The sequence below is a fragment of the Lysinibacillus telephonicus genome (assembly GCF_003966145.1).
Taxonomy (GTDB): domain Bacteria; phylum Bacillota; class Bacilli; order Bacillales_A; family Planococcaceae; genus Ureibacillus; species Ureibacillus telephonicus.
The window spans coordinates 1-26,784 of record NZ_RXNR01000050.1 but is presented as its reverse complement, the minus strand read 5'-3'; the positions used below and the strand labels follow the sequence as shown (position 1 = coordinate 26,784).

Below are 26,784 nucleotides of genomic sequence, written 5' to 3'. Positions count from 1 at the left end.
AAAGTTGAATAATTTTTAACATAAATTCTTTTGGATACTTATAAAAGGTCATAAAAAAAGCCCCCTATTAGGTAGATGAATTTTTATTTTTTCATCTGTCTACCTAATAGGGAGCATATCACTCTTTGGACGGCTTCTTTGTTACAATAGTATGACTATTACAGAAGGACCTTTACTGAGTAAAGGTAGTCCAACGATTAAAGAAGTAATCTTTTAAGTGTATACTTAATATAGTTTCGAACCCAAGCTTAATCTTATGCGAAGACAATCATAAACTTATCGAAAACAAGCTACATACATTTTGTTTTACCAAAAGATTTAGAGTTTAGTTTTTTCTTTTTCAACAAGCCATATGTTAAAATAAGCTACGATTAGTGAAAAAAGGATGAGTTAATCATGAAATTAATAATTGGATTAGGGAATCCAGGGAAACAATATGAACATACACGTCATAATATTGGATTTGAATGCATCGATGCATTATCAAAAAAATGGGATGCACCTTTAAATCTGATGAAATTTAATGGCATGTTTACTAGTGTACATCGCCCAGAAGGAAAAGTAATATTGTTAAAACCTTTAACATACATGAATCTATCAGGTGAATGTGTACGTCCACTGATGGATTATTTTGATATAGATGTTGAAGATATTATTGTAATATATGACGATTTAGATTTAGAAACAGGAAAACTTCGATTACGTCAAAAAGGCAGTGCGGGTGGACATAATGGAATTAAGTCTTTAATTCAACATCTTGGTACACAAGAATTCAACAGAATCCGTGTCGGAATTAGCCGCCCTCCTGCCGGAATGAAAGTAGCTGATTACGTATTATCTAAGTTCTCTAAAGAAGATGATCCTATAATAGAAGATGCTATAGCAAAAACGGCTGCTGCTGTTGAATCATCTTTATCAAAAAAATTTTTAGATGTAATGTCTGAATTTAATACTGCTAAATAGAGCAATAACAATCTTAAAAAAATCTGCAAGCCAACCAACAAAAGCTTTATTTAATAGAACTTTTAGTGAACTATTACTTAAAAAGCAAAATGATTATGTGCATAAAAAAGATAAATAGGTCAATACTTTGAGTATAAAAGCAGTATGCTTATGTACTTAAAGGAGGACGATACTATGCCTGTTCGTTATCGTTGTCGCCATTGCGAAACAGAGATTGGAACGTTGCCATTTGACGCAGACGAAACTATACGAAAATTGCATTTGTTTGAAGTAGGGGAAGTTGACGATTATATCGAAAAAAATGAGCATGGAGATACAACAGTGCATTGTATTTGTGAACATTGTGAAGACTCTTTAAGACAATTTCCTGACTATTATGCACTGAAAAACTGGCTGCAATAGAGGAAGTGCTTTGGTTCTCAATTTATTAGAGACCAAGGCTTTTTCCGTTTTTATATTTTCATTTAAATATATTATAAACAGCCGTTCATATTCATATGTAATAAATTAATGGTTACATATTTACTGAACGTTTTTGGATTGTGGAAGGGGGTACTGGAATGAACGTTTTTACTCAATTATTCTCTCAAGATAAACATATAAATACGTTTATAAAACAAATTAGCGAAAAAAGTTACAATTCGCAGCTTATTACAGGTTTAACAGGCAGTGCGAGGCCGGTTTTAATAAATACAATATTTAATCAGCTAAAAAAACCACTTTATATTTTATCGCCAAATCTTTTGCAGGCTCAAAAATTGGTGGATGATCTTTCTTCTTTAGTAGGCGAGGAGTTCGTTCACTATTATCCTGCTGATGAGTTTATTGCAGCAGATATGACGATCGCCTCTCCTGAATTAAAGGCTGGACGAATTGCAACTTTGGATCGCTTAGCAAAAAAAGAAATTGGCATTTATGTAATACCAATTGCTGGTATGCGTAAAATTATGACACCTGTTGAACAGTGGAAGAATTATTTTTTAGAGGCCGCAATTGGAAAAGATATTGAGATTGATGAATGGCTTTTACATCTAGTAACAATGGGTTATACACGAAGCCAGATGGTTACAACACCAGGTGAGTTTGCATTACGTGGGGGAATATTAGATATTTACCCTCCATATGCAGAGTCACCTATTCGTATTGAACTATTTGATACGGAAGTAGATTCAATCCGTACGTTTTCTGCTGATGATCAACGCTCAATTGATAAATTAGAATCTGTTCAAATTTTACCTGCTACGGAATTAATCCTAACGGAAAAACAACGAATAGAATTAGCGGAGAGACTAGAAGATTCTCTAGGAAAGAGCTTAAAGAAAGTTAAGAAAAAAGAAGTTCAGGAAATGCTTTATCAAAATATTCAATATGATATAGAAATGTTAAAGCAAAAAAACATACCAAATCATGTGATGAAATATGGTTCGCTTTTATATGAGGAACTAACCTATCTTGGAGATTATTTTGCTGAAGACGGTATTGTCATTTTTGATGAACTAGGAAGAATTCAAGAAGTAATGGATGCATGGGAACGCGAAGAGGAAGAATGGTTTATTTCATTAGTTGAGGAAGGGAAAATAGTACATGATGTAAAACCTTCTTTTGCATTTAAAGAGATAATCTCAATGATTAACCAGCAAAAGCTCTATTTTGCACTATTTACTAGAACGTTCTCTGGTATCACATTTAATAAAACGACAAACTTCTCTTGTAAGCCTATGCAGCAATTTCACGGGCAAATTTCACTTTTGCAAAATGAAATTGAACGATGGAGTCAGGAGAAATTTACTGTTCTTTTCGTGGCGGATGGCAATGAAAGATTGAAAAAACTACAGGGGCTGCTAGAAGAATACAATATTCATAGCCTGCTAGGTACACCTCAAGATCCAGGTATTTATTTAGTTGACGGTGTGTTAACCTCTGGATTTGAGCTGCCATTGCAAAAAATAGTCGTGGTAACAGATGATGAGTTATTTAAGCAACAGCCAAAAAGAAAACCACGTCGACCACAAAAAATGTCAAATGCTGAGCGCATTAAAAGTTATACAGAAATTAAACCTGGTGATCATGTTGTACATGTACACCACGGAATTGGGAAATATATAGGCATCGAAACACTTGAAGTAAATGGTACACATAAAGACTATCTTCATATCCGCTACCGAGCAGATGATAAATTATATGTACCTGTAGATCAAATAGATTTAATCCAGAAATATGTTGCATCTGAAGGAAAAGAGCCAAAGCTTCATAAGCTTGGAGGCGCTGAGTGGAAAAAAGCAAAAGCGAAAGTATCATCGGCTGTTAAGGATATTGCAGATGATTTAATTAAACTTTATGCAAAGCGAGAGGCTGAAAAAGGGTATGCCTTTTCACCCGATACAGACGAACAGCGCTCATTTGAAAACGCATTCCCATACGAGGAAACAGAGGATCAACTGCGTTCTATTTTAGAAGTAAAGAGAGATATGGAAAGAGAACGTCCAATGGACCGTCTTGTATGTGGAGATGTTGGTTATGGGAAAACTGAAGTAGCAATACGAGCTGCATTTAAAGCAATAATGGATGGAAAACAGGTCGCATTTCTAGTGCCAACAACAATTTTAGCTCAGCAGCATTATGAAACGATGCAGGAGCGCTTTGAAGATTATGCTATTAATGTTGGCTTACTAAGCCGTTTCCGTACAAAAAAACAGCAAACAGATACAATTAAAGGCTTAAAGGAAGGTACCGTTGATATTGTAATTGGTACTCATCGAATTTTATCCAAGGATGTTGTATTCCGTGATTTAGGCTTATTAATTGTGGATGAGGAACAACGATTTGGGGTTACACATAAGGAAAAGATTAAACAATTGAAAACAAATGTCGACGTTTTAACATTAACAGCAACACCAATCCCGCGTACATTGCATATGTCGATGGTGGGCGTTCGTGATTTATCTGTTATTGAAACGCCTCCTCAAAATCGTTTTCCAGTTCAGACGTATGTAATGGAATACAGTGGTGCTCTTGTTCGAGAAGCAATTGAACGAGAAATGGCTCGCGGGGGTCAAACATTTTACTTATATAACCGTGTTGAAGATATGACGCGTAAAGTTGAAGAAATTCAAATGCTTGTTCCGGATGCTCGTGTTGGCTATGCACATGGTAAAATGTCAGAATCTGAATTAGAATCCGTTATCCTGAATTTCTTAGACGGAGAATATGACGTGCTCGTAACAACTACGATTATTGAAACAGGCGTCGATATGCCAAATGTAAATACATTAATCGTTCATGATGCAGATCGAATGGGGCTATCCCAACTTTATCAATTGCGCGGACGAGTCGGACGTTCAAATCGAATAGCTTACGCTTATTTCATGTATCAACGCGATAAAGTACTAACAGATGTTGCTGAACAAAGACTCCAGGCAATTAAAGAGTTTACTGAACTTGGTTCAGGATTCAAAATTGCTATGCGAGATTTGTCTATTCGAGGTGCAGGAAACCTTCTAGGAGCACAGCAACACGGCTTTATTGACTCAGTCGGCTTTGACTTATATTCGCAAATGTTAGAAGAAGCAATTGCTGAACGACGAACAGGAGTAAAACAAGAAGAAAAGCCTGATGTTGAAATTATTTTGCATACTGATGCTTATATTCCTGATGAATATATTCCAGATGGCTATCAAAAAATTCAAATGTATAAGCGAATTAAATCAATGGAACGTGTTGAAGATTACACAGAAATAATTGATGAATTACACGATCGCTTTGGCGATTTGCCAGTAGAAACTGAAAAGCTTTTACGTATTGCCCGTATTAAGGTGTGGGCTATCGAAGCCGGCATAACAGCAATAAAGGAGAAGCAAAAAATTATTTCTATATATTTATCAGAAGAAGGCACGACGAAAGTGGATGGAAGCTATATAGTATCGGAATCAATGAAATTTGATCGTGCTGTTGGCTTTGTAATGGATGGGTCAAAGCTTACATTAACTATTGATGAAAAAAAATGCGGTAAAAATCAGCCTTTTGATGTTTTGGAACAGTTAGTAGAAATCGTTGCAAAGGCGAAAAAGGAATAATAAAAATTTAAAGGTGAGCTGCAGGTATCACTAGCTTTCAACATTTATTTAGTTATTGGGGTCAAAAAAGTATTATTAAAATAGTTTTTTACTCTTACTGCCCGACTTTAGAATTTAATCCTCTTCATACACTTTTTGCATACATTGACCAATTAATAACCATACTATCAATGTAAATGAAAAATTGATTTTGAAAGTGAGGCAGCAAAGATGAAAGCAACAGGGATAGTCCGACGTATTGACGATTTAGGACGTGTAGTTATACCTAAAGAAATCCGCAGAACAATGCGTATTCGTGAAGGTGACCCATTAGAAATTTATACTGATAGAGAAGGGGAAGTTATCCTGAAAAAATATTCCCCTATAAATGATCTAAGCGAATTTGCAAAAGAATATGTTGAATCATTGTATGAGACGGTTGGTACCCCAGCGCTAATAAGCGATAGGGATGAGATGATTGCAGTTGCCGGTTTATCGAAAAAGGATTATACAAACCGTCGTCTATCTGTATTTGCAGAAGATTTTATGAAACAACGTTCAATTGTAGTTGAAAAAACGGAAACAACAATTGAGCTTGTTCCAGGACAGTATGAACAAGTAAAGTCATATTGTGTGGCACCAATTATTTCAAACGGTGATGCGATTGGTGCGGTATATTTAATTTCAAAGGTTCATTTTATTACAGATGTAGAGCAAAAAGCTGCAGAAACAGCAGCAAACTTTTTAGCTAAACAAATGGAAAACTAATAAAAATAAAACGCCTCTTTGTAGGGGCGTTTTTGAATGTAAACAAGTAAAGGGTCCTACTTATGTACTTATAATCATCCGCGCTAGCTGCAGCCATCGTAACAGCAAAACTATCTGATGGTGCTGCTTCTTGTTTTCACGCTTTGCGCCCAGCTGCATAGGAGAAGTAAATGATGTATTTACTTAGTTTTAAACAGCAGACTTCTTAATATGTTTTTTTATGTATTCTTTTTATCAAGTATGAAACGTCTCTGCATTAAGAGGCGTTTTTTATATAAGAACGGTAATACTTAGGGGCAGCGATGAGTCAAAAAGATAGGCTAAACGCTCTACCCTTTTCCTGTGATATACTGATTTTATGTTTTAGATAGAAAGAGGAACGTCTATGTCAGAGCATTTTGGAATGAAGGGATACATGAAAGGGGCATTGCTTTTAACCATCGCAGCGCTTGTTGTTAAAGTGTTAAGTGCTGTTTATCGTGTACCTTTTCAAAATTTAGTAGGAGATCAAGGATTCTATATATATCAACAAGTGTATCCTTTTATTTCGTTTTTTGTCGTGTGGACATCTGGCGGCTTTGCAGTAGCTATTTCTAAAATGCTGGCTGATGCAAAAGTCGGTGTTAACGGTATTGAGAAAGAGAGTTTAATTATTCGAACAGTTTTTTATTATTTAACATTGTTATCACTTATCTTTTTTTGCATTCTATTTTTTGGTTCAAACCAATTAGCGAAATTAATGGGAGATCAACAATTAGCACCGCTTCTTAGAACTGGTTCATTTATTACTCTCTTTATGCCAGTATTAGCTCTTATGAAGGGCAGCTTCCAATCTCGAGGAGAAATGTCGCCTGTTGCCTATGCGCAGGTTTTTGAACAATTAATCCGTGTAGTTGTCATTTTAGCTGGGGCCATTTTCATTATGACTACTTCTAAGTCGTTATATGCAGCCGGGAATGTTGCAATTTTCGGTACAGTAATAGGTGAAATTGCGGGAGTAATTTTGCTCTTTTACTACACAAAAAAGTTATATGCATTTCCAAAAGTAAAACCAAGAAAAGAACGAAAGTGGCCTATTCTTAAAGAAGTAACGATTTTAAGCTTAAGTATCAGTATGAGTAGTTTACTTTTGCTCTGTTTCCAATTAATTGACTCATTTACGGTTTTTTCGACTTTGGTAGAAAATGGAGTACATGAGCAAAGTGCGATGGAAATGAAAGGTATTTATGATAGAGGCCAGCCTCTAGTGCAGATGGGGGTCATTATTGCTTCATCACTATCACTTGCCATTGTTCCTTTAGTTGCTTATCAATCCAATAAAAAAAGCGGTAGAGGGGCAATTCCATTTATTCAACTAACTTATAGAACTTCTGTCATGCTTGGGGTAGCGGCATCACTTGGGTTAATCATTGTTATGCCTTATGCCAATGAAATGTTATTTGAAACAAATGTGTTGTCTAGTGTGCTGGCAGTATATGTTGTGCAAATCGTTCCATTATCGGTTATTCTAACATTTACAGCCATTTTACAGGGGATGAATAAGTTAAAAATACCCGCACTTATTTTAACAGGAGCCATTATTTTGAAGTTTGCAGGAAACAGTATACTTATTCCAAAATTAAATGTAGTGGGAGCTTCAATTGCAAGCAATATTGGCTTGTTTTTAAGTGCAGGATTACTAATGCTTTATTTAAAAAAATTATTAGGTATTCAATTAGCTAAAGGAGAATTTTACATAAAGTTAGCGATTGCAAGTGTTGGTATGTCTTTAGCGGTAAGTATTATGGATAAAGTATTGCAAGTTTCGATTGGTTTTTTAACTGGCAGAATCGAGTCAGTTGTTTTCGGAGGATGTTTAATCGTTATCGGTGCATTTATCTTCCTAACGATTGTCGCAAAGTCAAAAATTATTGCAGAAAAAGAGTGGTTTTTATTGCCTTTTGGACGAAAAATGGCAGCGTACCAGCTTTTGTTGAATAAAAAGAAGTAGGTGAAAATGATGAATCAATTAACAGTTATTGGGCTTGGTGCAGCAGACTTAAGCCAGCTGCAAATGGGGGTCTACAAAAAGTTAAAATCAGCCAATAAAATTTATGTCCGTACAATGGACCATCCTGTTATAAAAGAATTACAAGAAGAGGGCATCGATTTTGAAAGTTTTGACGAAATTTATGAAAAGCACGACACATTTCAGCCGGTATACGAGGAAATTGCCAATCGTCTTATAGAGGCTGTAAAAGACAGTTCAATTATGTACGCAGTGCCAGGTCACCCGCTAGTTGCGGAACAAACAGTGCAGTTGCTGATCGAAGCGGAAAGACAAGGGAATTTAAATTTGAAAATAGAAGGTGGGCAAAGCTTTTTAGATCCTATTTTCGGTGCATTAAAAATTGACCCAATTGATGGATTTCAATTACTAGATGGCACTAATTTTTCGATTCAGGACGTGAATATGCGAGGTCACGTTCTAATTGCTCAAGTTTACGATTCTTTTAGTGCTTCAGAAGTTAAGTTAACATTAATGGAAAAATACCGGGATGATTACCCAGTAACAATTGTTACTGCTGCAGGATCTTCTTTAGAAAATCTACAAGAAGTTCCTTTGTATGAGCTTGATCAAGCTGTGAAAATTAACAATTTAACAACAATTTATGTACCACCAGTAGACAATGATTTAGATGCACTTCGGGATTGGACAACATTTAGAAGAATTATTGCGATGTTGCGGGGGCCTAACGGGTGCCCTTGGGATCAAAAGCAAACCCATGAAAGTTTGAAAAAGTATTTGATTGAAGAAGCTCATGAGGTATTGGCAGCAATCGATGCAGAGGATGACTTTGGATTGGTTGAAGAATTAGGAGATGTACTTCTTCAAGTATTTTTACATGCTCAAATTGGGGAAGATAATGGTTATTTTAATTTGGAAGAAGTACTCGCTGTAGTAAGTGAAAAAATGATTCGCAGACACCCGCATGTTTTCGGGAATAAGAATGTTGAAGATGCAGATGAGGTTGTAGCAAATTGGGAAACAATTAAACAAGAGGAAAAAGGAGAGCAACAAGGATCATTGCTAAAAGGTGAATTCCGAGCAAGCTCTTCTTTACAAACATCTTATAATTATCAAAAAAAGGCAGCTTCAGTTGGGTTTGATTGGCCAAATGCTGATGGAGCGTGGGAAAAATTCATTGAAGAGTGCCAGGAATTTAAAGAAGAGGTTGCAAAAGGAACTTCTAAAAGCCGTTTAGATGAGTTTGGAGACGTATTGTTCACTCTTGTAAATCTTGCACGTTTTTATAAAATCTCACCAGAAGAAGCAATGGTGCATGCAAATGAAAAATTTGCCCGAAGATTTAACTTCGTAGAACAAAAAGTTATTGAAAGTGGTAAAGCTTTCAATGACTTTACATTAGAACAATTAGATTCATTTTGGAATGAAGCAAAAGCATTAGAAAAGAAGGGGAAATGAAAAATGCGTTTAGATAAATTTTTAAAAGTATCACGTTTAATAAAACGACGTACATTGGCAAAAGAAGTCGCAGATCAAGGAAGAATTACCATTAACGGCAAGGTTGCCAAAGCTGGAAGTGCTTTAAAGGTAGGAGATGAACTGGCAATTCGCTTTGGTCAAAAAGTTGTTACAGCAAGAGTGGAAGATTTGCGAGAAAATGTTCGTAAAGAAGACGCAATGAAAATGTTTACTATACTTAAAGAGGAAAAGCTTGATAAAATCGAACCTCAATTTATTGATGATGAAGAATAGAAATATATCATATTTAGTAAAACAATGTGTGAGAAAGAAAAATATTAAATTTCTAAAGCATGACAGCAAATTTGTTGTCATGCTTCTTTTATTTTGAGCATAAAGTGAACAGAACAATCACAATAACAATTAAGGAGGAACGATATGACACTACATCAGGAAAGTAATCGTTACACAATTACATCTGGGGACCATCTTGTGACAGTGCGAAATCGAAAAAGAATGGACATGACTTCTGTTAAGGAAATCGAGCGTTTTGACCAGGAAGAGTTTTATGTAAGAACTTCTCAAGGCCACTTACTTATTCGTGGAGAGGAGTTGCGCATTGTCCATTTAGATGTCGATAAAGGCTTACTAACGTTAGAAGGAAATGTAAAGGCTTTGCAATACGATGATGAAGAAAATGGGTTAACAAAAGGCTTCCTCCATAAATTATTTGGATGACCATTAATGAACAAGTTGTAAGTATTCTCATTATGACCATAAGCGGCTTATTTGTAGGCGCTGTAGTAGATGGAACACGCTATCTACTTAGCGCCTTAAGCCCTAAGTTTTTTTTACGTAAAATGGGATATGGAGTCGAGCTAATTGTTTGGGGCATTTTAGGTGCCCTAACGTACTATATTTTATTTTTAGTAAAGGGTGGAGAATGGCGTTTAGTCGACCCGCTAGCGCAAATCCTTGGTATTTTTTTATATGAATCAATTTTTCAACCATATTTCCGTTTCGTTGGACGAGTATCTGTTTTACTATTTATTAAACCTATTTACTTAATTGTTAAACTCATAATTTCAATTATTTCTGGTATTATTAGACTATTTATTCGTATTTTTTCGTTTATATTAATGCCTTTTTATAAAATATATATTAAAATTAAAAGAAATGTCCTTCAAAAGTTTTTTACAAGAATTAGAAGGAGCATCTTTAAAAAAAGTTGAAATATAAGTATAATAGCTTTACAAACTGAAATGGAGGTGGCGGAAATGGTCAAGCGTCAGAATATAAGACAACAAAATAATGTTCGAACGCTTCAAAATGACTATGTCCGATCATCTGATAACAAAGCAAAGTATTCTATGAAACAAAAGGTTCGTTTTCGTAGAAGAATGGTAGTATTTTTCTTAGGTGCATCTGCTGTACTTGTATTTTTAGTGAGTACTTACCTTTCCCAAAACGAACGTCTACAAGAAAAACAACAACAAAAAGAAGCGGTGCTTGCTGAACTTCAAGAGGTTAAAGAACAGCAAGAGATGTTAAATTTACAAATTGCAAAGCTTGAAGATGATGAGTATATTGCAAAGTTAGCACGTAAAGAATATTTCCTATCAGACGAAGGTGAAATCATTTTTACCATTCCTTCTGATGAGGAGAATGAAGATCAAAATAGCAAATAAATGCTGACAATGCTATAAAAAAATCACTTGCTTGCAATTAAGAAAAGGGTTTAAGGGGCGATATGAAAAAGAGTTGTCTTGTTGACACTCTTTTTTTGTTGGCTATAATAAAAGAGAAACGTGCAAGATTTTTTGTGCGTCACACTAAATTTGATTACTGGCTAAAGTAGCCGCTTAAATTTTAAGGAGGAGCATTTTTTTTATGTCAATTGAAGTAGGCAGCAAAGTACAAGGTAAAGTAACAGGAATCACAAATTTTGGAGCATTCGTTGAGCTGCCAGATGGTAAAACAGGCCTGGTTCACATTAGTGAAGTTGCAGACAACTATGTGAAAGACATCAACGAACATCTCAAAGTAGGAGATGTTGTTGAAGTAAAAGTGATGAATGTTGAAGCGGATGGTAAAATTGGTTTATCAATCCGAAAAGCAAAGCCTCAAGCTGAAAAAACTGAACGACCAAATCGTCCACGTCGCGATAATCGCTCAAACGATCGTCAAGGTCCATCAAAAGAAAGCTTTGAGCAAAAAATGGCACGATTCTTAAAAGATAGTGACGAACGTCTTGCAACTTTAAAACGTGCAACTGAATCAAAACGAGGTGGCCGTGGAGCTAGAAGAGGGTAGTTTGCTGTCTGTTTTAATTGTAGAAAAAGTGTAAAATAGATTTAAGAAGTCCTAAAAGTTAGATTGTTGAACTTTTAGGGCTTCTTTGTTTTATGGATAATTTAAAATTTAACACTTGTGAAAACTTAGTACTTACAAGAATTTTTAAATAGTTGAGTGGTGTGAGCAGGCTAAGGGGCCAACACGATGTTGGTCATGGTGACAATGCCACACGATGTGGCGTTATTGTCACCTGCTTTGTGCAAGGCCTGCTAACAGTTAGAATGTACTTCTAATGGTTCTAATATATTTCGCAGCGTACATGGAAGGCTACGTATTCTGTACAAAGTTTAATCTACTGGGACAACTAAACACGAAGTAGAATATAAAATCTACATCATAAATTATGGCATTTCTTTAGTCCTGACCGTCAAGTGCGAAGCGCTTTTTGAGTGTATGGTAGTACACTCTTTATCCTGCACGTTATACTTTTAAAGGATTCTATAAGTTAGAATCGAAATAGAATAAATAAACGGGGGTGAACGCATGGAACTTAAGTTAGGATATTTTTCGAAAGATGTAGCAGAGCAATTAGAAGTTACAACATCAACTTTGAGACGATGGTCAATTGAATTGGACCCCACCCTTTTCCAATATTTTCCGAGGGAGGAATAATGTTTGAAGAAAAAAATTTTTGTAATTGTGCTATCACTAATTTTAATTGTAATAGTTAATCTTTTTTTCTTTAAGCCCGAATTAAATCCCGATGATATTAGTATAGATTATGAATTTAAAACAAATATAGATAATCAAAATTATCTCCAATTGAAATTAAATAATAGTAATAAAGAAATTAATTTTAGTGAAAGTAACTTTTACCATATATATTTTTTTTCACCTAATTATATAATATCCCCAATAATAGATTATCCGAATTATCAAGATGAAGAGTATCATATAGGAATGGATACACGAACGTACAATGTGGCGAAAAATTCCATGAATAATGAAAATATAAATATTAATAAATACAATTCGGCAGATGGCTTCTATTACAATGGGGAAAATTACCCTGTAATATTTGATTATTACTATTATCGTGAATTCGATAATAATAATAATCACGATACAGGTTATATCGTCTTTTCTTACTATGAAAAGAAACTTTTTAAAGATTTAAGTTGGACTAAATTGTACCCTATTACATTCGAATAATTATTTTATTGAAGATAACAAAAATTCAAGTGATATATTTATTTAACACATTTAATTTAAACGCTTTATTTCGTACTTTTACGAGAACAAAGCGTTTTATTTTTTATAACTAAAGGGAATCTATGAGAGAAACTAGAATTATGAATTTATTGACTGGTTAGGGGTGAATGGGGATGGAAGTATATACACCAAGTGAAGCAGCGAATTTTTTAAAAATCAGAACAGAAACATTAAAGAAATATGCACTTTTACTTGATGGGCACTACTCATTTTTATATCGTAGTGACAGACTAATATCTTCTTTACGATATTCACCAATTCCAAATTCTTTTCAAAATCAGCTTTATGAAATTCGTTTCTCCCATTTTTTTGCGTACAGTAAATGGCAAATGCAAGTAGTTGCATTTGATTTAATGTTAACCCATGATTTAGTGCCATTGAAAATTCATTGCTTTTTGCAATGCTATTTTCATCGTTAATTATAAGTTTTTTACCATTTTTTCTAACCAAATACGATAACCCCTTTGTATGGGCTTTTTCAATTGATATTTCCTACTACCTATCCCCCAAAATATATTTTGCTAGTTTAAATACCCCAATGCCGCAGATGATAATGCCGCTTAGTAGCATGAGTAGTTGGATCGCCAGGGGGACTTTTAAAATAATGCCCAAAACGACTAAAATCGATCCAGTGGAACATAATAGTGCAAGTGACCATAAATTATTAAACATCAAAATGCCTCTCAATATCGCTAACATATCTTCCAGTGTTTAGTTTATATTTCTTCAAACTTGAAAGGAAGTAGAGTTCACAACATAATTCAATAATCCGACAGTTATTTTCTTTATGTAATGTTTCCAAAAATTAAGTCGAACGATTTTAATTCTATTATTTCACTACTAGACAAATTTTACAGATTATCTTTTATATAATAGGGCGAAACGCATTATGTAAAGGGGATGTAAAAAATGGCAAATATTGAAATGATAAATGAAAAAACATCATGGCAGAGTTTTACTGAGCGTTTCTCTATTAAAAAAATCAGTTTTTTCATACACCTTTTCTTTCTTCTATTGGCGTTGTTTCTATCAAGAGCGGTAATGTTTGAAGCGGCCGTTCCGTTTTTATTACCGTTCTGGGCAATTGTCAAACAAAGATATGAAAATGAAAAATCGTTCGTACTTATCGGGGGACTTATTGGCGCCCTAACTTTAGGTGTTGGACAAGCCTTGATTTTAGGGCTGCAAATTATTTTATACGAGTTAATTACTCGATTTCGATTTTGGAAATTGCCAGTAGGAGTCGCAGTTGCCCTCTCTATCTTTTTTGGCCAATTTATTTGGCAAGTTATAGCTAATGTTGGAATTCCGCCATTAATTGTTCAGCTCTATATTTATTATGAAGTAGTTTTGGCATTCTTTATGACGATTTTTATGCGTCTATTTTTTGTACAGCCCCATCGTTTTTGGACGATTGGCTGGAGCTATGAGAGAGTAGGGGCGGGGCTTGTCATTTTAGCAATGGTCTTAACTGGCGTTCAATCCGTTGTAGTTTCTTATTTTGGATTGTTTCCATTCATGCTGCATCTAGCAATCTGCATCGCAGCATTTACTGGTGGTGTACCAATTGCAGCAATGGTAGCAACGATAGTAGGTGCTTTAGTAGGTGTTGCCAAACTATCATTTACTGGAATGATTTCCGTTTACGCAATGACAGGCGTTGTTGCGGGCTTGTTCAGTGGTTTGGGACGAATTAGTGTAGTCATTGGAAGTATACTACCAAGCATCTTCTTTTTCTTTTATGACGCGACATTACCTCTTGATACAGTTTATTTTGTATCAATTTCAATCGCAGGTATCATTTTCTTTGCATTACCTCAAAAACTATTTACATTTCTACATGATGTCATTCATCCAAAACGAGATGAAGTATTATTACAGCGTCAACAATGGTTAACAGAGCATACAACAGAGAAATTGGAGACATTCCAAAATTTTGTATTATTTATGAAAGAATTGGTGTTCGATAGATTCACTTCCACAGAAACGGTAAATCAAGTAAGAAAGATTGAGCCGTGTGCAACTTGTATGAGCTGCTTTAGATACGACAGATGTTGGGGTGAAAAAAACAATCATATGGATAATTTAATTCAAGATTGGTTTATTGCCAAATCAGGCATTAAAGAATCCGAGCAAATTTTAGCTGAAGAAAGAATTAAACAAAAATGTGTAAAATCAACAAAACTATTAGAGGAGCTGGACTATCAGCTATATAACGATAAAATGAATGGGCAATTTTATCACGGCAAAAAAATGATTGCACTTCAATTGAAAGATTTAAGTAATCATCTAAATAAATTAATGGAAGATATGAAAGACGAAACATTATCATTTAAAACGATTGAGGAGGAACTAGAATACCAATTTAAACGTGCCCATGTACAATGTTTTCAAATTGATGTACTAAATAATACAATGGGGGAAAGAGCAATTATTTGTTCATTCGCCAAAAAAAACAAATCATATGAGGATCAACATTTGCTTTGTGAAAGGATTATATTGCCAATCTTATATGATGTTTTTTCAGAACCATTTCAAGTTGAAAAAATTACAGAGCAAAAAACACCGTTTGCTCATGTGCAAATTCGTTTTCGTTCAGCAGTTCGTTATGAAATAGAGTATGATATATACAGTAGAGCGAAAAACTCAGCTTGGGTATCTGGTGATACACATGCGATATTCCACATTCATCCTGGACTTGTTGCTGTCATGCTATCAGATGGGATGGGACAGAGTAGAGAAGCACAAAGAGAGAGTCGTCGATTAGTACGTTTAATGCGGGAATGTTTAAGCTATAATATGAATCCAGAGACCGCAATGCATACATTACATTATGTAATTTCTTTAAACAGGGAAGTGGATATGTATGCAACGATTGATTTTGCACTAGTTGATTTACAAAAAGGTGCACTTTGGTCATGGAAAGCAGGAAGCATGTCTACCTACATTTTACGTGGGGAAAGATTATTAAAAGTAGATGGTGCTGCAGCGCCAGTTGGCTTTATGCCAGTTTTCTCAATTGAAACAGAAAAGGTAAATCTATTAGCAGACGATTTTGTTGTCATGGTATCAGATGGTGTATTCTCAAGTGAGTTTGAATGGGAGGAGCAGGAGAAATACTTTATAAGCTTGATAAAATCCCGTATTAAAAACGAGATGCCAATTGAAGTGATTTTATATGATGTCATGGAGCAATTTGGTCAAAGATATACAGTAGAGGATGATTGTACAGTCATTCTTTTTACAGTCGCTCATGTTGTGCCAAAATGGGCTGTTTTTAGTCCGTTAAGTAAAGAAATATCATAGGAGATATAGTACTACTTATTAGAGGTGAGAAGATGTGTCACTAGAGATGAAAGTCCTGAAATTTATAACTGAACAACAACTTGTGGAAAAAGGAGACCGTCTTCTCATTGCTTGTTCCGGTGGCATTGACTCAATGGGGTTAGTGCACTTTTTTATTAAGCATAGACATATTTTAAAAATTAAATTATTTGTTGCACATGTTGACCATATGCTTAGAGGAGAAACTTCCGCAGAGGACAGACGTTTTGTTGAAAATTTTTGTGAAAAACATGGCGTTCCTATTTTTAGTACTGCAATTCCAATACCTCAACTGCTTGAACAAGAGGGGGGGAATTCACAAGCACTTTGTAGAAGGGAACGATATGCATTTTTTGCAGAAATAATGCAAAAACATCATATTAACAAGCTAGTTACAGCACATCATGCAGATGATCAGTTAGAATCAATTTTAATGGCTTTAGCAAGAGCGGGAACTATAAGCGGAATGAAAGGAATTTCCTCTATACGAGAATTTCCTTTTGGAAAGTTAATTCGGCCATTTTTAATGGTTACAAAACAGGAAATTAGGGAATATATAGAAGAGAACGGAGGGGAGTATAGAGAAGATGCGAGTAATGCCAAGGATGATTATACCCGAAATCGCTTTAGACACCATATTGTCCCATTGCTAAAAAAAGAGAACCCAAACGTCTCCTCGCACGCGGTTCAATTTACCGAGGCTTTACAGCAAGATGATGAATTTTTAAATGTACTTGCATTGAAGCGCTTTCCTTATGTAGTAAAGAAAAATTATAAAGATTCCTATACACTTGAAATAACCTTATTTGAAAAAGAACCAGTTGCTTTACAAAGAAGAATCATTTTAATACTATTAAACTATCTTTATAATAATTCAACTATTGCCCAAGGTAGCGCACTTACCTCCTCTATTATGGATTTGTGTAAATCGATTGAAGGCAGTGCAACGATTCATCTACCAGAACAATTTATCGCAAATAGAAGTTATGGAAAAATTGTGTTTGAAAAGCAAAGTGAAGATCGTGAAGACACACTTTTAACCCATAAAGTTTCCATTAATCAATGGACGCCGCTGCAAAATGGCATTCGATTATACATAGGAGAAGCCTCTAATGTAGTGAACACACAACAACAAATTTTTTCCAAAAAGTATTATTTAAGTTCGAAAATTTTTACTAAACCGTTTTTTGTTAGGACAAGAAAAGACGGTGACCGAATTTGGTTAAAAGGGATGACTGAGCAGAAACGGTTATCTCGACTTTTTATCGATGAAAAAATTCCTTTAATCGAACGTGATACTTGGCCAATACTTGTAGATGCCAACGATGAAGTAATGGCAGTGTTAGGTGTGCGTGTTAATAAAAATCTTTCTAAGACAAAACGTTCAGCCGACGATTTAATCATGATTATTGAACGAGAAAATTAAATGTATATTACGTATTTTAAAAAAATAAGTCATAATAAGACTGATGTATTTTTAGTTATAAAGTTGTTCAAACAAGATTAAAGTTCCGAGCAGATGAACAGATTTTATAAAGGAATACACAAAATTACAATTTAAATATTGTGATCGGATGTTTTGAACAATTCAAGGAGGAACCACTATGATTCAAAATGATATTGAAAAAATTATAATTTCGGAGGAACAAATCCAAGAAAGAATCGTTGAACTGGGTGCACAGTTAACAGAAGAGTATAAAGAGAAATTCCCATTAGCAATCGGTGTTTTAAAAGGTGCAACACCGTTTATGACAGATTTAATGAAGCGTTTTGAATCATATATTGAAATTGATTTCATGGATGTATCAAGCTATGGCAATGCTACTGTGTCTTCAGGTGAAGTAAAAATCCTTAAAGATTTAAACACAAGCGTCGAAGGACGTGATGTCATCATAATCGAGGACATTATTGATAGCGGGTTAACATTAAGTTATTTAGTAGATTTATTCAAATATCGTAAGGCTAAGTCAATTAAAATTGTAACACTTTTAGATAAGCCATCCGGTCGAAAAGTAGATTTAAAAGCTGATATGGTTGGGTTTGAAGTACCAGACGGATTTGTAGTTGGATATGGGTTGGATTATGCAGAAAAATACCGTAATTTACCGTATATTGGTATACTTAAAAAAGAAGTATATTCATTCTAAAAGAATTGTGTAAACATTTTGACAAAAAATCCAATAAACACATTTTACCGGTGCTTTTCGTTGTATGATGAAATAAGGGTATGTTAAGATTTTACTTATAGTTTTTCTGTTATGTTGTGAGGAGGCTGGGGATGAATCGAATATTTCGATACACCATATTTTATTTATTAATTTTTCTCGTGATTATCGGTATCTTCGGAACATTTAATGGTGGCAATACACCTTCCGAGGAATTAACCTATGATCAGTTTTTAGAAGCATTAAATACAGGACAAATTGAATATGCAAATATTCAACCTGACGCAGGAGTGCTTGTTGTCGAAGGGGCTTTGAAAGGCTATGAAGAAGGCAAAACCTTTACAGCCAACCTCCTAGATAATAACCAAGCATTAATGGCTAAATTAACAGAGGTGTCTGAAAATAATCCTAAAATTAAGATTTTAAAAACACCTGAAACTAGTGGATGGGTTCAGTTCTTTACAGGGATTATTCCATTCATTATTATTATCATTTTATTCTTCTTCCTATTGAGCCAATCTCAAGGCGGCGGCAATAAAGTGATGAATTTCGGTAAAAGTAAGGCGAAGCTTTATGATTCTGAAAAGAAAAAAGTTCGCTTTAATGATGTAGCTGGTGCAGATGAAGAGAAGGCTGAACTAGTTGAAGTTGTAGACTTCCTAAAAGATCATCGCAAATTTACAGATATGGGTGCACGTATTCCAAAAGGGATATTACTAGTTGGACCTCCTGGTACAGGTAAAACATTACTTGCTCGCGCTGTTGCAGGTGAGGCTGGCGTTCCGTTCTTCTCGATTTCAGGTTCTGATTTCGTGGAAATGTTCGTCGGTGTCGGTGCAAGTCGTGTACGTGACTTATTTGAAAATGCGAAGAAAAATGCCCCATGTATCATCTTTATCGATGAAATTGATGCTGTTGGTCGTCAACGTGGTGCTGGTTTAGGCGGCGGTCACGATGAACGTGAGCAAACATTAAACCAATTGCTTGTTGAAATGGATGGTTTTGGTGTAAATGAAGGTATAATCATTATCGCCGCAACAAACCGACCTGATATTTTAGACCCAGCGTTACTTCGTCCAGGACGCTTTGACCGTCAAATTACTGTTGGTCGTCCGGATGTTAAAGGACGTGAAGCAATCTTAAAAGTACATGCCCGCAACAAACCGTTGCGTGATGATGTAGACCTTAAAGCGATTGCACAGCGCACACCTGGTTTCTCTGGTGCGGATTTAGAAAACTTATTAAACGAAGCAGCGCTTGTTGCAACACGCCGCAATAAAAAGAAAATTGACATGTCTGATATTGATGAAGCTACAGACCGAGTAATTGCAGGTCCTGCAAAATCTAGCCGAGTAATTTCAGAAAAAGAACGTAAAATCGTTGCGTTCCACGAAGCTGGTCACGTAGTGGTTGGGTTAACACTTGATCAAGCTGAAAAAGTACACAAAGTAACAATTGTCCCTCGTGGTCAAGCGGGTGGTTATGCAGTAATGCTTCCAAAAGAAGATCGTTACTTCATGACAAAACCAGAGTTATTAGATAAAATAGCTGGACTTCTTGGTGGGCGTGTTGCCGAGGATATTACATTTGGTGAAGTATCAACGGGCGCACATAATGACTTCCAAAGAGCAACTGGTATTGCACGTTCAATGGTTACTGAATATGGTATGAGTGACAAACTTGGACCAATGCAATTTGGCTCAAGTCAAGGCGGCAATGTATTTTTAGGTCGTGATTTTAATTCAGACCAAAACTACTCTGATTCGATTGCATATGAAATTGATAAAGAAATGCAATCTATCATTGTAGAACAATATGAACGAACTAAACAAATTCTAACGGAAAAACGCGATTTATTAACATTAATTGCAGAAACTTTACTTGAAGTAGAAACATTAGATGCTCAGCAAATTGAACATTTGAGAGATCACGGTACACTTCCAGAACGTAAAGACTACTCTCAACAAGAAGATTCAGAGAGCATTACGATTGAAACTGTGAACGAATCAAAAGATAAAACTTCTGAATCAAATGATGTAGCAGTAGAAACTTCAGGAACTACAACATTAGAGAAGGATATCGTTGGTCAAGGTACTGATCCAACAACGGCTGATTTACCAAAAGAAAAAGATCTATCTTCCGATTCAACTAATGGAATTCAAGAGGATCGAAATAAATAGAATTTTAAAAAATGGATGGGCTTGTAAATGCAAGCCCATTCATTTTTTTATGGGAACAAATTTAAAATGAAAAAAGTGCAACTCAGTATTACTGAATTGCACTTTTTTCGATAGTCATATTTCCTGTTTAGTAAATATAAATCTCTAAATGATGGTCGAGTATCACTTCTAAGAGTCGTTCCTAAAAAGGTTCTTAGCCCCTTTCAAACCAAACTGTTACTTCTAATTTAATGTCCTGTTATAAGATCTTTAACACACTTTTATAATTTAAAACGATCAACTAATTCTTTTAATAGAATTGCCAGCTCATCTAATTCCGCAGTTTTTTTAGATACCTCTTCAATTGAAAGATTAAATTCATTAGCAGTAGCTGCAGTTTCTTCTATAGCTGCTGCTGATTCCTCAGAAATGGCTGCTACTTCTTCAGTCGATTCATTCATATATTTTATATGTGAGACATTTTCAGAAAGCTGAGCAATAATTTCCTCTATGTTATTTACCATATTAGTAACAGATGAACTAATTTGCGTAAACGTTTCGTTTGTTGCATGAATTTGATTTGTTCCTTGTTGTACTTCTGAATAACCTTTTTTCAAAGATGCTTCAACTATAGTTGTTTCATTTTGGATATTGGAAACAATTTGAGTAATATCCGTTACGGATAAGGAAACTTGTTCCGCAAGTTTTTTTACTTCATCAGCAACAACGGCAAACCCTTTTCCATGTTCACCTGCTCTTGCAGCTTCAATAGCGGCATTTAAAGCAAGAAGATTTGTTTGATTTGCAATTTCCTCGATTATTAATACTAATTTCTCAATTTGTTTTGTTTGATTATCTAAATGCCCCATTTTTCCAACAGCTTCTTGCATAATTAAGTTGATTTTATTCATCTGCTCATTTGATGATTGCATTAATTTTGTACCTTCACTAGTTAACGTAAGAACTTCGAATGAATCTTTATGGACTTGGACACCTTTTTGATTCGTTTTTTCAATACTTTCTTTGAAATTACTAATGTTCGATGCTAAATCTGAAATGTTTTGTGCTTCACTTTCAGTTCCATACGCCAATTCTTGCATAGTTGAAGATATTTGTTCGGAACCAAGTTGAATAGAATTAGATAATTCTTTTAATGAATCGCTCTTTTGATTAACACTTGCAGCTGCTTTTGATACTTTTACAATAGCTTCATGCAAGTTCTTCTGCATAACCCTAGTGGCGTTTGTTAGCTGACCAATTTCATCTTTATTTGTGCTTTCATTAATGTTTAGCTGCAAGTTTCCTTTAGAAAGTTCATTCATAACATTTGCAACTTGAACAATCGGCTTTGAAATTCTTCTGCTCATAAAGAAAGAAATGATGGAAACAATAATTATTGTAAGTACGATTAAAATGGTTGTTAATAAAAAGATTTCTTGTTTTGATTGCTGTAGAATCGAAATATCTTGCTGTATACCTATCGCTGCAATAATTTTATTTCCGGTTGGATCATAAATTGGTAAAATCGATCCTAAGACTTCCTCATTTTTATAAGCTGAGACTTTGCCATCTTTAACTTTTGAAAGCAGACTTTGTTCGAGATAGGTATTAAGTTTTGATTCAGAGGAAGATTGAACAACTAAACCTTCCATATCATATAAGCTGATTGTAATCCCTTGCAGCATATCACTTAATTCATTAATAAATTGACCGTCTACTCCTGTTTGTAAGGTTCCAATTACTTTATTGTTTGAAATGATGGGAGTAAAAGCTCGTACGGATAAACCGCTGCTGCCAAATTCAAAACCTGCGGCAGATTTACCATCTAAAGCATACTGAATGGCTTGTAAATCACTTTTATTATCACCATACTTGTCAGGGTTATGACCGCGTAATACGACTGTACCTGAGCTATCTCCAAATTCAAAAACAGATAATTGATGCTCCTTTGATAGACGTGAGTATACCTCTTCGACTGAATTCAATAATTGCTCACGTTTTCCGCTTTCGAAACTTGATATGATGTTTTCGTTTTGAGCATACAGCTCTGTAACCTTTAATAAGTCTTCTGAAACATTCGATAACTCTGATTGGACAATATGTATCATTTTTTCTTGTTGATTTTCTGTAATATTAGTAAACCCTTTATTCGTTGTTGAGAAGATTGCAGCTGTTGCAACGATTAAAGGAATAACTGATAACATTAAGAAAATCGTAATTAATTTACTCTTTAAACTATGTAATTGTAACTTCCTACGCATAGAAACTCCTTTTCCAAATTTATTATTCCAATAGATAGTAACACAAATTTTTTAAGATATTATGTATTTCTTGATTTACTAATTTTTTTATTATGGTGAAATTATAAATTAGTTGGGATTTTAATATGGATTAGATTTTTATTAGAATAGATATAATTCCTATCGCTGTTTTATATAGCCAATAATGTGATATGATTTCTTCAAATGGACTTGAATTGGGTGTGAAAAAATGATTCTAGTGCTAAATGTTGGGAATTCTAATATTGCTTTGGGCATTTATACCAAGGATAAACTAACTCATCATTGGCGAATGGAGACAGACCGACATAAAACTGAAGATGAATATGCGATGCAAATTAAATCATTTTTCATGCATACAGGCATAACATTTGAACAAATAAAAGGGATTATTATATCCTCTGTTGTGCCGCCTATTATGTATGTACTAGAAGAAATGTGCCGAAAATATTTTCATGTAAGGCCACATGTCGTTGGTCCAGGAGTAAAAACTGGGTTAAATATCAAATATGACAATCCAAAAGAGGTTGGAGCGGACCGTATCGTTAATGCGGTAGCTGCATTAGAGGGGTACGGTGGACAACCGTTAATTGTTATCGATTTCGGCACTGCCATTACATATTGTTACATCAATGAAAAAGGTGACTATATGGGAGGTGCTATTGCTCCTGGCATTGCAATTTCTACTGAGGCGCTTTTTTCTAAAGCATCAAAGTTGCCGCGAATTGAAATATCTCGTCCTTCAAATATTATTGGAAAGAATACAATTTCTGCGATGCAATCGGGTGTGATTTACGGTTTCGTTGGTCAAGTAGAAGGAATTGTAGGTCGCATGAAGGAGCAGGCTAAAGAAGAACCACTCGTTATTGCAACAGGAAGTCTAGCTAAATTAATCTCAAGTGAAACAACTATAATCGACGTTGTAGACCCGTTTTTAACTTTAAAAGGGTTATATGTCATTTATAAAAGAAATCAATAAGAAAAGAGGACAACAACATGAGTGATTACTTAGTAAGAGCATTAGGATTTAATGGAAATGTACGTGCATTTGCTGCGCGAACAACAGATACAGTAGGCGAAGCACAACGCCGCCATAATACATGGCCGACAACAACTGCTGCACTTGGTCGTTCAATGACTGCAGGAGTTATAATGGGTGCCATGTTAAAAGGTGAAGACAAGTTAACAATAAAAATAGAAGGAAAGGGTCCAATTGGGCCGATGATTATCGATTCAAATGCTAAAGGGGAAGTTCGGGGATATGTTACAAATCCTCAAGTACATTTTGAACTAAACTCTATTGGAAAATTGGATGTTCGTCGTGCAGTTGGAGAAGAGGGTACGATTACAGTTGTTAAGGATCTGGGATTGCGTGATATGTTCTCTGGACAAACACCAATTGTTTCCGGGGAAATAGCTGAAGACTTCACATATTACTTTGCGGTATCAGAGCAAGTACCTTCATCGGTAGGCTTAGGAGTATTAGTAAATCCAGATAATACAGTACTAGCATCAGGTGGATTTATTATACAGTTAATGCCTGGCTGTGATGAAGAAGTCGTTTCACAAATCGAGCAACGTTTAACAACAATCGAACCTGTTTCTAAAATGATTGAAAAAGGGTATTCCCCAGAGGAAATATTAGACGCAGTATTAGGAGAAGGCAATGTGAAAATATTAGACTCGCTTCCTGTTGAATTTAAATGTCAATGTTCTAAAGAGCGTTTTGGATCAGCAATTATGAGTTTAGGCATCCAAGAAATTCAAGAAATGATTGATGAAGAGGGTGGAGCAGAAGCTCAATGTCATTTCTGCCTAGAAAAGTATTATTTCGATAAACAAGAGCTTGAAGGTTTCATCGATGAAATCAAAACGCAATAATTTTACTAGCCAAACGACAAACAAAACGCCTCTTTCACAACGACGTTTAAAAACGAAGCCTGTTTTAACATTGCTAGCAATATTATTTTTAGGAAATATTTTTTGGTTCATTCTTTGGTTATGGCCAAATGGCGGCCAACAAGCAGGTGGCGACGAAACTGTCGCTACCGTTGATGGCGAAGAAATCACTCGCCAACAATGGATGGCTGCGATGGAAACTCGGTACGGGAAGGAAACATTACAAACATTAGTAAATGAAGCTGTTATGGAAAGAGCAGCAAAAGAATATGATATTAAAGTTTCTGATGAAGAAATTGACTTAGAAATTGCACTTATGCGGTCTGCACAAGACACAACTGATACAGCCATCCAGCAATTAACTGATGAACAGCTCCGTAAAAAAGTACGGGCACAACTTATCTTAGAAAAAGTGTTGACGAAAGATATTATTACTGATGCAGAAGAGATTGCAAAATACTATGAAGAAAATCAATCTCTTTATAATATCCCGACTACATATCGAACAAGCATCATTATTGTTGAATCACAAGAAGACGCAAACAGTGTTAAAGAAGAAATAAAAAATGGTTCCGATTTCTCAGTGCTTGCACGGGAACGTTCACTTGATACTACTTCGGCAAGCTTAGGAGGAGATATTGGTTTTATTACTACTACTCAGTCTAATATTGATGGAAGTATTCAAGATGCTGTTGAACAATTAAAAGCAAATGAAACGAGTGAACCATTTGTTATGAGCGATGGGCGCTATGGAATTGTACATGTTAGTGAAATAAATGAAGGTAAATCCTTTACATATGAAGATGTAAAAGAACATATTAAACGTGTATTGGCAATGGAGCAGCTGCCAGCAACCATCACACCGGAAGCGTTTTGGAAAGAATTTAATGCTACGTGGTTCTATGGTGAATCTTCCAATTAATAAATATGTTAAATATTCTCAATATTTTAATCTGTAACCGTTGACATGTTAGAATATAAATTGGTAATATACTAAGTAGGTAAAACCTATAAAATTAGTAGGTATTGAGGAGAGGGATGACAATTATGAGTAAGTTGGCAAATTCTGTAGCGGATTTAGTAGGTCGTACACCAATCGTAAAATTAAACCATGCAACAAGTGAAAACGAAGGTACAGTTTGGGTAAAATTAGAATACTTTAATCCAGGAAGTTCAGTAAAAGATCGTATTGCACTTGCTATGATAGAAGCAGCAGAAAAAAATGGCACTTTAAAACCAGGTGGTACAATTATTGAACCAACTTCAGGTAACACAGGTATTGGTTTAGCAATGGTTGCAGCTGCAAAAGGATATCGTGCTATCTTAGTAATGCCTGAGACAATGAGTATTGAACGCCGCAAATTACTACGTGCTTATGGTGCAGAATTAGTGTTAACTCCTGGTCCAGAGGGTATGAAAGGTGCAATTGCAAAAGCAGAAAGTCTTGCTAAAGAAAACGGCTACTTCTTACCTCAACAATTCGACAACCCAGCAAATGCTGAAGTTCACCGTTTAACAACAGGTCCTGAAATTGTTGAAGCATTTGACGGCTTAAAATTAGATGCATTTGTTGCAGGTGTAGGTACTGGTGGTACGATTACTGGTGCAGGTGAAGTATTAAAAGGGAAATATCCAGAAATTGAAATTATCGCTGTCGAGCCTAAGGATTCTCCAGTATTATCTGGAGGCAACCCGGGATCACATAAAATTCAAGGGATTGGTGCAGGCTTCGTACCAAGCGTTTTAAATACTGAAGTTTATACTTCAATCTTCCCAGTAGAAAATGAAACAGCTTTTGAAGTTGCTCGTAAAGTAGGACGTGAAGAAGGAATCTTATGTGGTATTTCTTCAGGTGCAGCAATCCATGCAGCAATTGAAACTGCAAAACGTCTTGGCAAAGGTTCAAACGTATTAGCTATTGTTCCATCAAACGGTGAACGCTACTTATCAACACCTTTATACGATTTTGAAGACTAATTTAAAAATAACAAGATCGACATTTCCTTTTTAGGTAATGTCGATTCAGACTGTAGACAAACTCGAAAATTCGAGTTTGCCTACAGTCTTTTTTCTTTTAAAATAAAATTAATAACCCTTTTTGAATAAGTTAGTTGATTTCCGTTTCGGCGGACGCTTTCCGCG

Annotated in this window: 23 protein-coding genes; 22 read left to right on the top strand and 1 reads right to left on the bottom strand. The window is 35.2% G+C overall.

Annotation, left to right across the window (positions count from 1 at the left end; translation table 11 throughout):
* Positions 1-396 precede the first annotated feature (396 nt).
* The 18 genes from pth (at position 397) to ftsH (ending at position 20,485) form a co-directional block, all read left to right on the top strand.
* The gene (pth, locus tag EKG35_RS15110) at positions 397-963 is read left to right on the top strand and encodes an aminoacyl-tRNA hydrolase (RefSeq protein WP_126295371.1); all 567 of its coding nucleotides are present in this window, start codon (positions 397-399) and stop codon (positions 961-963) included.
* A 174-nt stretch (positions 964-1,137) separates the two neighbouring features.
* The gene (locus tag EKG35_RS15105; protein ID WP_126295370.1) at positions 1,138-1,365 is read left to right on the top strand and encodes an anti-sigma-F factor Fin; all 228 of its coding nucleotides are present in this window, start codon (positions 1,138-1,140) and stop codon (positions 1,363-1,365) included.
* A 158-nt stretch (positions 1,366-1,523) separates the two neighbouring features.
* Positions 1,524-5,036 (top strand): transcription-repair coupling factor, encoded by a 3,513-nt coding sequence (gene mfd, locus EKG35_RS15100; RefSeq protein WP_126295369.1) that lies wholly within the window; start codon positions 1,524-1,526, stop codon positions 5,034-5,036.
* Positions 5,037-5,246: 210 nt separating this feature from the next.
* Positions 5,247-5,783, top strand: a complete 537-nt coding sequence (spoVT, locus tag EKG35_RS15095) for a stage V sporulation protein T (protein ID WP_126295368.1) — start codon at positions 5,247-5,249, stop codon at positions 5,781-5,783.
* A 385-nt stretch (positions 5,784-6,168) separates the two neighbouring features.
* Positions 6,169-7,773, top strand: coding sequence for a putative polysaccharide biosynthesis protein (locus tag EKG35_RS15090; RefSeq protein ID WP_126295367.1), 1,605 nt, complete (start codon positions 6,169-6,171; stop codon positions 7,771-7,773).
* 9 nt (positions 7,774-7,782) lie between these two features.
* Positions 7,783-9,249, top strand: a complete 1,467-nt coding sequence (gene yabN / locus EKG35_RS15085) for a bifunctional methyltransferase/pyrophosphohydrolase YabN (RefSeq protein WP_126295366.1) — start codon at positions 7,783-7,785, stop codon at positions 9,247-9,249.
* A gap of 3 nt (positions 9,250-9,252) precedes the next feature.
* The gene (locus tag EKG35_RS15080; protein ID WP_126295365.1) at positions 9,253-9,543 is read left to right on the top strand and encodes an RNA-binding S4 domain-containing protein; all 291 of its coding nucleotides are present in this window, start codon (positions 9,253-9,255) and stop codon (positions 9,541-9,543) included.
* 144 nt (positions 9,544-9,687) lie between these two features.
* Positions 9,688-9,987, top strand: coding sequence for a sporulation protein YabP (gene yabP / locus EKG35_RS15075; RefSeq protein WP_126295364.1), 300 nt, complete (start codon positions 9,688-9,690; stop codon positions 9,985-9,987).
* Entirely contained in the window at positions 9,984-10,481 is a 498-nt protein-coding gene (gene yabQ, locus EKG35_RS15070) for a spore cortex biosynthesis protein YabQ (protein ID WP_126295363.1), read from the top strand. The genes yabP and yabQ overlap by 4 nt, the downstream gene beginning before the upstream one ends.
* A gap of 45 nt (positions 10,482-10,526) precedes the next feature.
* Positions 10,527-10,937: an FtsB family cell division protein gene (locus tag EKG35_RS15065; RefSeq protein WP_126295362.1), complete on the top strand. Its 411-nt coding sequence runs from the start codon at positions 10,527-10,529 to the stop codon at positions 10,935-10,937.
* A 202-nt stretch (positions 10,938-11,139) separates the two neighbouring features.
* Complete coding sequence (locus tag EKG35_RS15060) at positions 11,140-11,562, top strand: S1 domain-containing RNA-binding protein (RefSeq protein WP_126295361.1); 423 nt, start codon at positions 11,140-11,142, stop codon at positions 11,560-11,562.
* Between the two features lie 525 nt (positions 11,563-12,087).
* Positions 12,088-12,216 (top strand): hypothetical protein, encoded by a 129-nt coding sequence (locus EKG35_RS21460; RefSeq protein WP_281274627.1) that lies wholly within the window; start codon positions 12,088-12,090, stop codon positions 12,214-12,216.
* Between the two features lie 3 nt (positions 12,217-12,219).
* Positions 12,220-12,756, top strand: a complete 537-nt coding sequence (locus EKG35_RS15055) for a hypothetical protein (RefSeq protein ID WP_126295360.1) — start codon at positions 12,220-12,222, stop codon at positions 12,754-12,756.
* A gap of 173 nt (positions 12,757-12,929) precedes the next feature.
* Positions 12,930-13,235, top strand: coding sequence for a hypothetical protein (locus tag EKG35_RS15050; protein ID WP_126295359.1), 306 nt, complete (start codon positions 12,930-12,932; stop codon positions 13,233-13,235).
* Between the two features lie 490 nt (positions 13,236-13,725).
* Complete coding sequence (locus EKG35_RS15045) at positions 13,726-16,122, top strand: SpoIIE family protein phosphatase (protein ID WP_126295358.1); 2,397 nt, start codon at positions 13,726-13,728, stop codon at positions 16,120-16,122.
* 46 nt (positions 16,123-16,168) lie between these two features.
* Positions 16,169-17,566: a tRNA lysidine(34) synthetase TilS gene (gene tilS / locus EKG35_RS15040; protein ID WP_246020413.1), complete on the top strand. Its 1,398-nt coding sequence runs from the start codon at positions 16,169-16,171 to the stop codon at positions 17,564-17,566.
* Between the two features lie 178 nt (positions 17,567-17,744).
* Positions 17,745-18,287, top strand: coding sequence for a hypoxanthine phosphoribosyltransferase (hpt, locus tag EKG35_RS15035; protein ID WP_126295356.1), 543 nt, complete (start codon positions 17,745-17,747; stop codon positions 18,285-18,287).
* A gap of 131 nt (positions 18,288-18,418) precedes the next feature.
* Positions 18,419-20,485 (top strand): ATP-dependent zinc metalloprotease FtsH, encoded by a 2,067-nt coding sequence (ftsH, locus tag EKG35_RS15030; protein WP_126295355.1) that lies wholly within the window; start codon positions 18,419-18,421, stop codon positions 20,483-20,485.
* A 260-nt stretch (positions 20,486-20,745) separates the two neighbouring features.
* Here the strand turns inward: ftsH and EKG35_RS15025 are convergent, their stop codons facing one another.
* Positions 20,746-22,725 carry a methyl-accepting chemotaxis protein gene (locus EKG35_RS15025; protein WP_126295354.1) on the bottom strand — a complete coding sequence of 660 codons (1,980 nt, stop codon included), beginning with the start codon at positions 22,723-22,725 and terminating at the stop codon, positions 20,746-20,748.
* Positions 22,726-22,954: 229 nt separating this feature from the next.
* On the opposite strand from EKG35_RS15025, the gene EKG35_RS15020 reads away from it, so the two are divergent.
* The 4 genes from EKG35_RS15020 (at position 22,955) to cysK (ending at position 26,619) form a co-directional block, all read left to right on the top strand.
* On the top strand, positions 22,955-23,722 hold the full coding sequence (locus tag EKG35_RS15020; protein WP_126295353.1) for a type III pantothenate kinase: 768 nt from the start codon (positions 22,955-22,957) through the stop codon (positions 23,720-23,722).
* Between the two features lie 17 nt (positions 23,723-23,739).
* On the top strand, positions 23,740-24,624 hold the full coding sequence (hslO, locus tag EKG35_RS15015) for an Hsp33 family molecular chaperone HslO (RefSeq protein ID WP_126295352.1): 885 nt from the start codon (positions 23,740-23,742) through the stop codon (positions 24,622-24,624).
* Positions 24,605-25,564, top strand: a complete 960-nt coding sequence (locus EKG35_RS15010) for a peptidyl-prolyl cis-trans isomerase (protein ID WP_126295351.1) — start codon at positions 24,605-24,607, stop codon at positions 25,562-25,564. The genes hslO and EKG35_RS15010 overlap by 20 nt, the downstream gene beginning before the upstream one ends.
* A gap of 125 nt (positions 25,565-25,689) precedes the next feature.
* Positions 25,690-26,619 (top strand): cysteine synthase A, encoded by a 930-nt coding sequence (gene cysK, locus EKG35_RS15005; RefSeq protein ID WP_126295350.1) that lies wholly within the window; start codon positions 25,690-25,692, stop codon positions 26,617-26,619.
* Positions 26,620-26,784: the final 165 nt, after the last annotated feature.

Coding starts and splice junctions, on each gene's coding strand:
- EKG35_RS15090 (WP_126295367.1), top strand. CDS start 6,169: ATGTCAGAGCATTTTGGAATGAAGGGATACATGAAAGGGGCATTGCTT.
- hslO (WP_126295352.1), top strand. CDS start 23,740: ATGAGTGATTACTTAGTAAGAGCATTAGGATTTAATGGAAATGTACGT.
- EKG35_RS15020 (WP_126295353.1), top strand. CDS start 22,955: ATGATTCTAGTGCTAAATGTTGGGAATTCTAATATTGCTTTGGGCATT.
- yabP (WP_126295364.1), top strand. CDS start 9,688: ATGACACTACATCAGGAAAGTAATCGTTACACAATTACATCTGGGGAC.
- EKG35_RS15025 (WP_126295354.1), bottom strand. CDS start 22,725: ATGCGTAGGAAGTTACAATTACATAGTTTAAAGAGTAAATTAATTACG.
- tilS (WP_246020413.1), top strand. CDS start 16,169: ATGAAAGTCCTGAAATTTATAACTGAACAACAACTTGTGGAAAAAGGA.
- EKG35_RS15105 (WP_126295370.1), top strand. CDS start 1,138: ATGCCTGTTCGTTATCGTTGTCGCCATTGCGAAACAGAGATTGGAACG.
- yabN (WP_126295366.1), top strand. CDS start 7,783: ATGAATCAATTAACAGTTATTGGGCTTGGTGCAGCAGACTTAAGCCAG.
- mfd (WP_126295369.1), top strand. CDS start 1,524: ATGAACGTTTTTACTCAATTATTCTCTCAAGATAAACATATAAATACG.
- EKG35_RS15060 (WP_126295361.1), top strand. CDS start 11,140: ATGTCAATTGAAGTAGGCAGCAAAGTACAAGGTAAAGTAACAGGAATC.
- EKG35_RS15045 (WP_126295358.1), top strand. CDS start 13,726: ATGGCAAATATTGAAATGATAAATGAAAAAACATCATGGCAGAGTTTT.
- cysK (WP_126295350.1), top strand. CDS start 25,690: ATGAGTAAGTTGGCAAATTCTGTAGCGGATTTAGTAGGTCGTACACCA.
- EKG35_RS21460 (WP_281274627.1), top strand. CDS start 12,088: ATGGAACTTAAGTTAGGATATTTTTCGAAAGATGTAGCAGAGCAATTA.
- EKG35_RS15080 (WP_126295365.1), top strand. CDS start 9,253: ATGCGTTTAGATAAATTTTTAAAAGTATCACGTTTAATAAAACGACGT.
- ftsH (WP_126295355.1), top strand. CDS start 18,419: ATGAATCGAATATTTCGATACACCATATTTTATTTATTAATTTTTCTC.
- yabQ (WP_126295363.1), top strand. CDS start 9,984: ATGACCATTAATGAACAAGTTGTAAGTATTCTCATTATGACCATAAGC.
- EKG35_RS15050 (WP_126295359.1), top strand. CDS start 12,930: ATGGAAGTATATACACCAAGTGAAGCAGCGAATTTTTTAAAAATCAGA.
- EKG35_RS15010 (WP_126295351.1), top strand. CDS start 24,605: ATGAAATCAAAACGCAATAATTTTACTAGCCAAACGACAAACAAAACG.
- spoVT (WP_126295368.1), top strand. CDS start 5,247: ATGAAAGCAACAGGGATAGTCCGACGTATTGACGATTTAGGACGTGTA.
- hpt (WP_126295356.1), top strand. CDS start 17,745: ATGATTCAAAATGATATTGAAAAAATTATAATTTCGGAGGAACAAATC.
- EKG35_RS15065 (WP_126295362.1), top strand. CDS start 10,527: ATGGTCAAGCGTCAGAATATAAGACAACAAAATAATGTTCGAACGCTT.
- pth (WP_126295371.1), top strand. CDS start 397: ATGAAATTAATAATTGGATTAGGGAATCCAGGGAAACAATATGAACAT.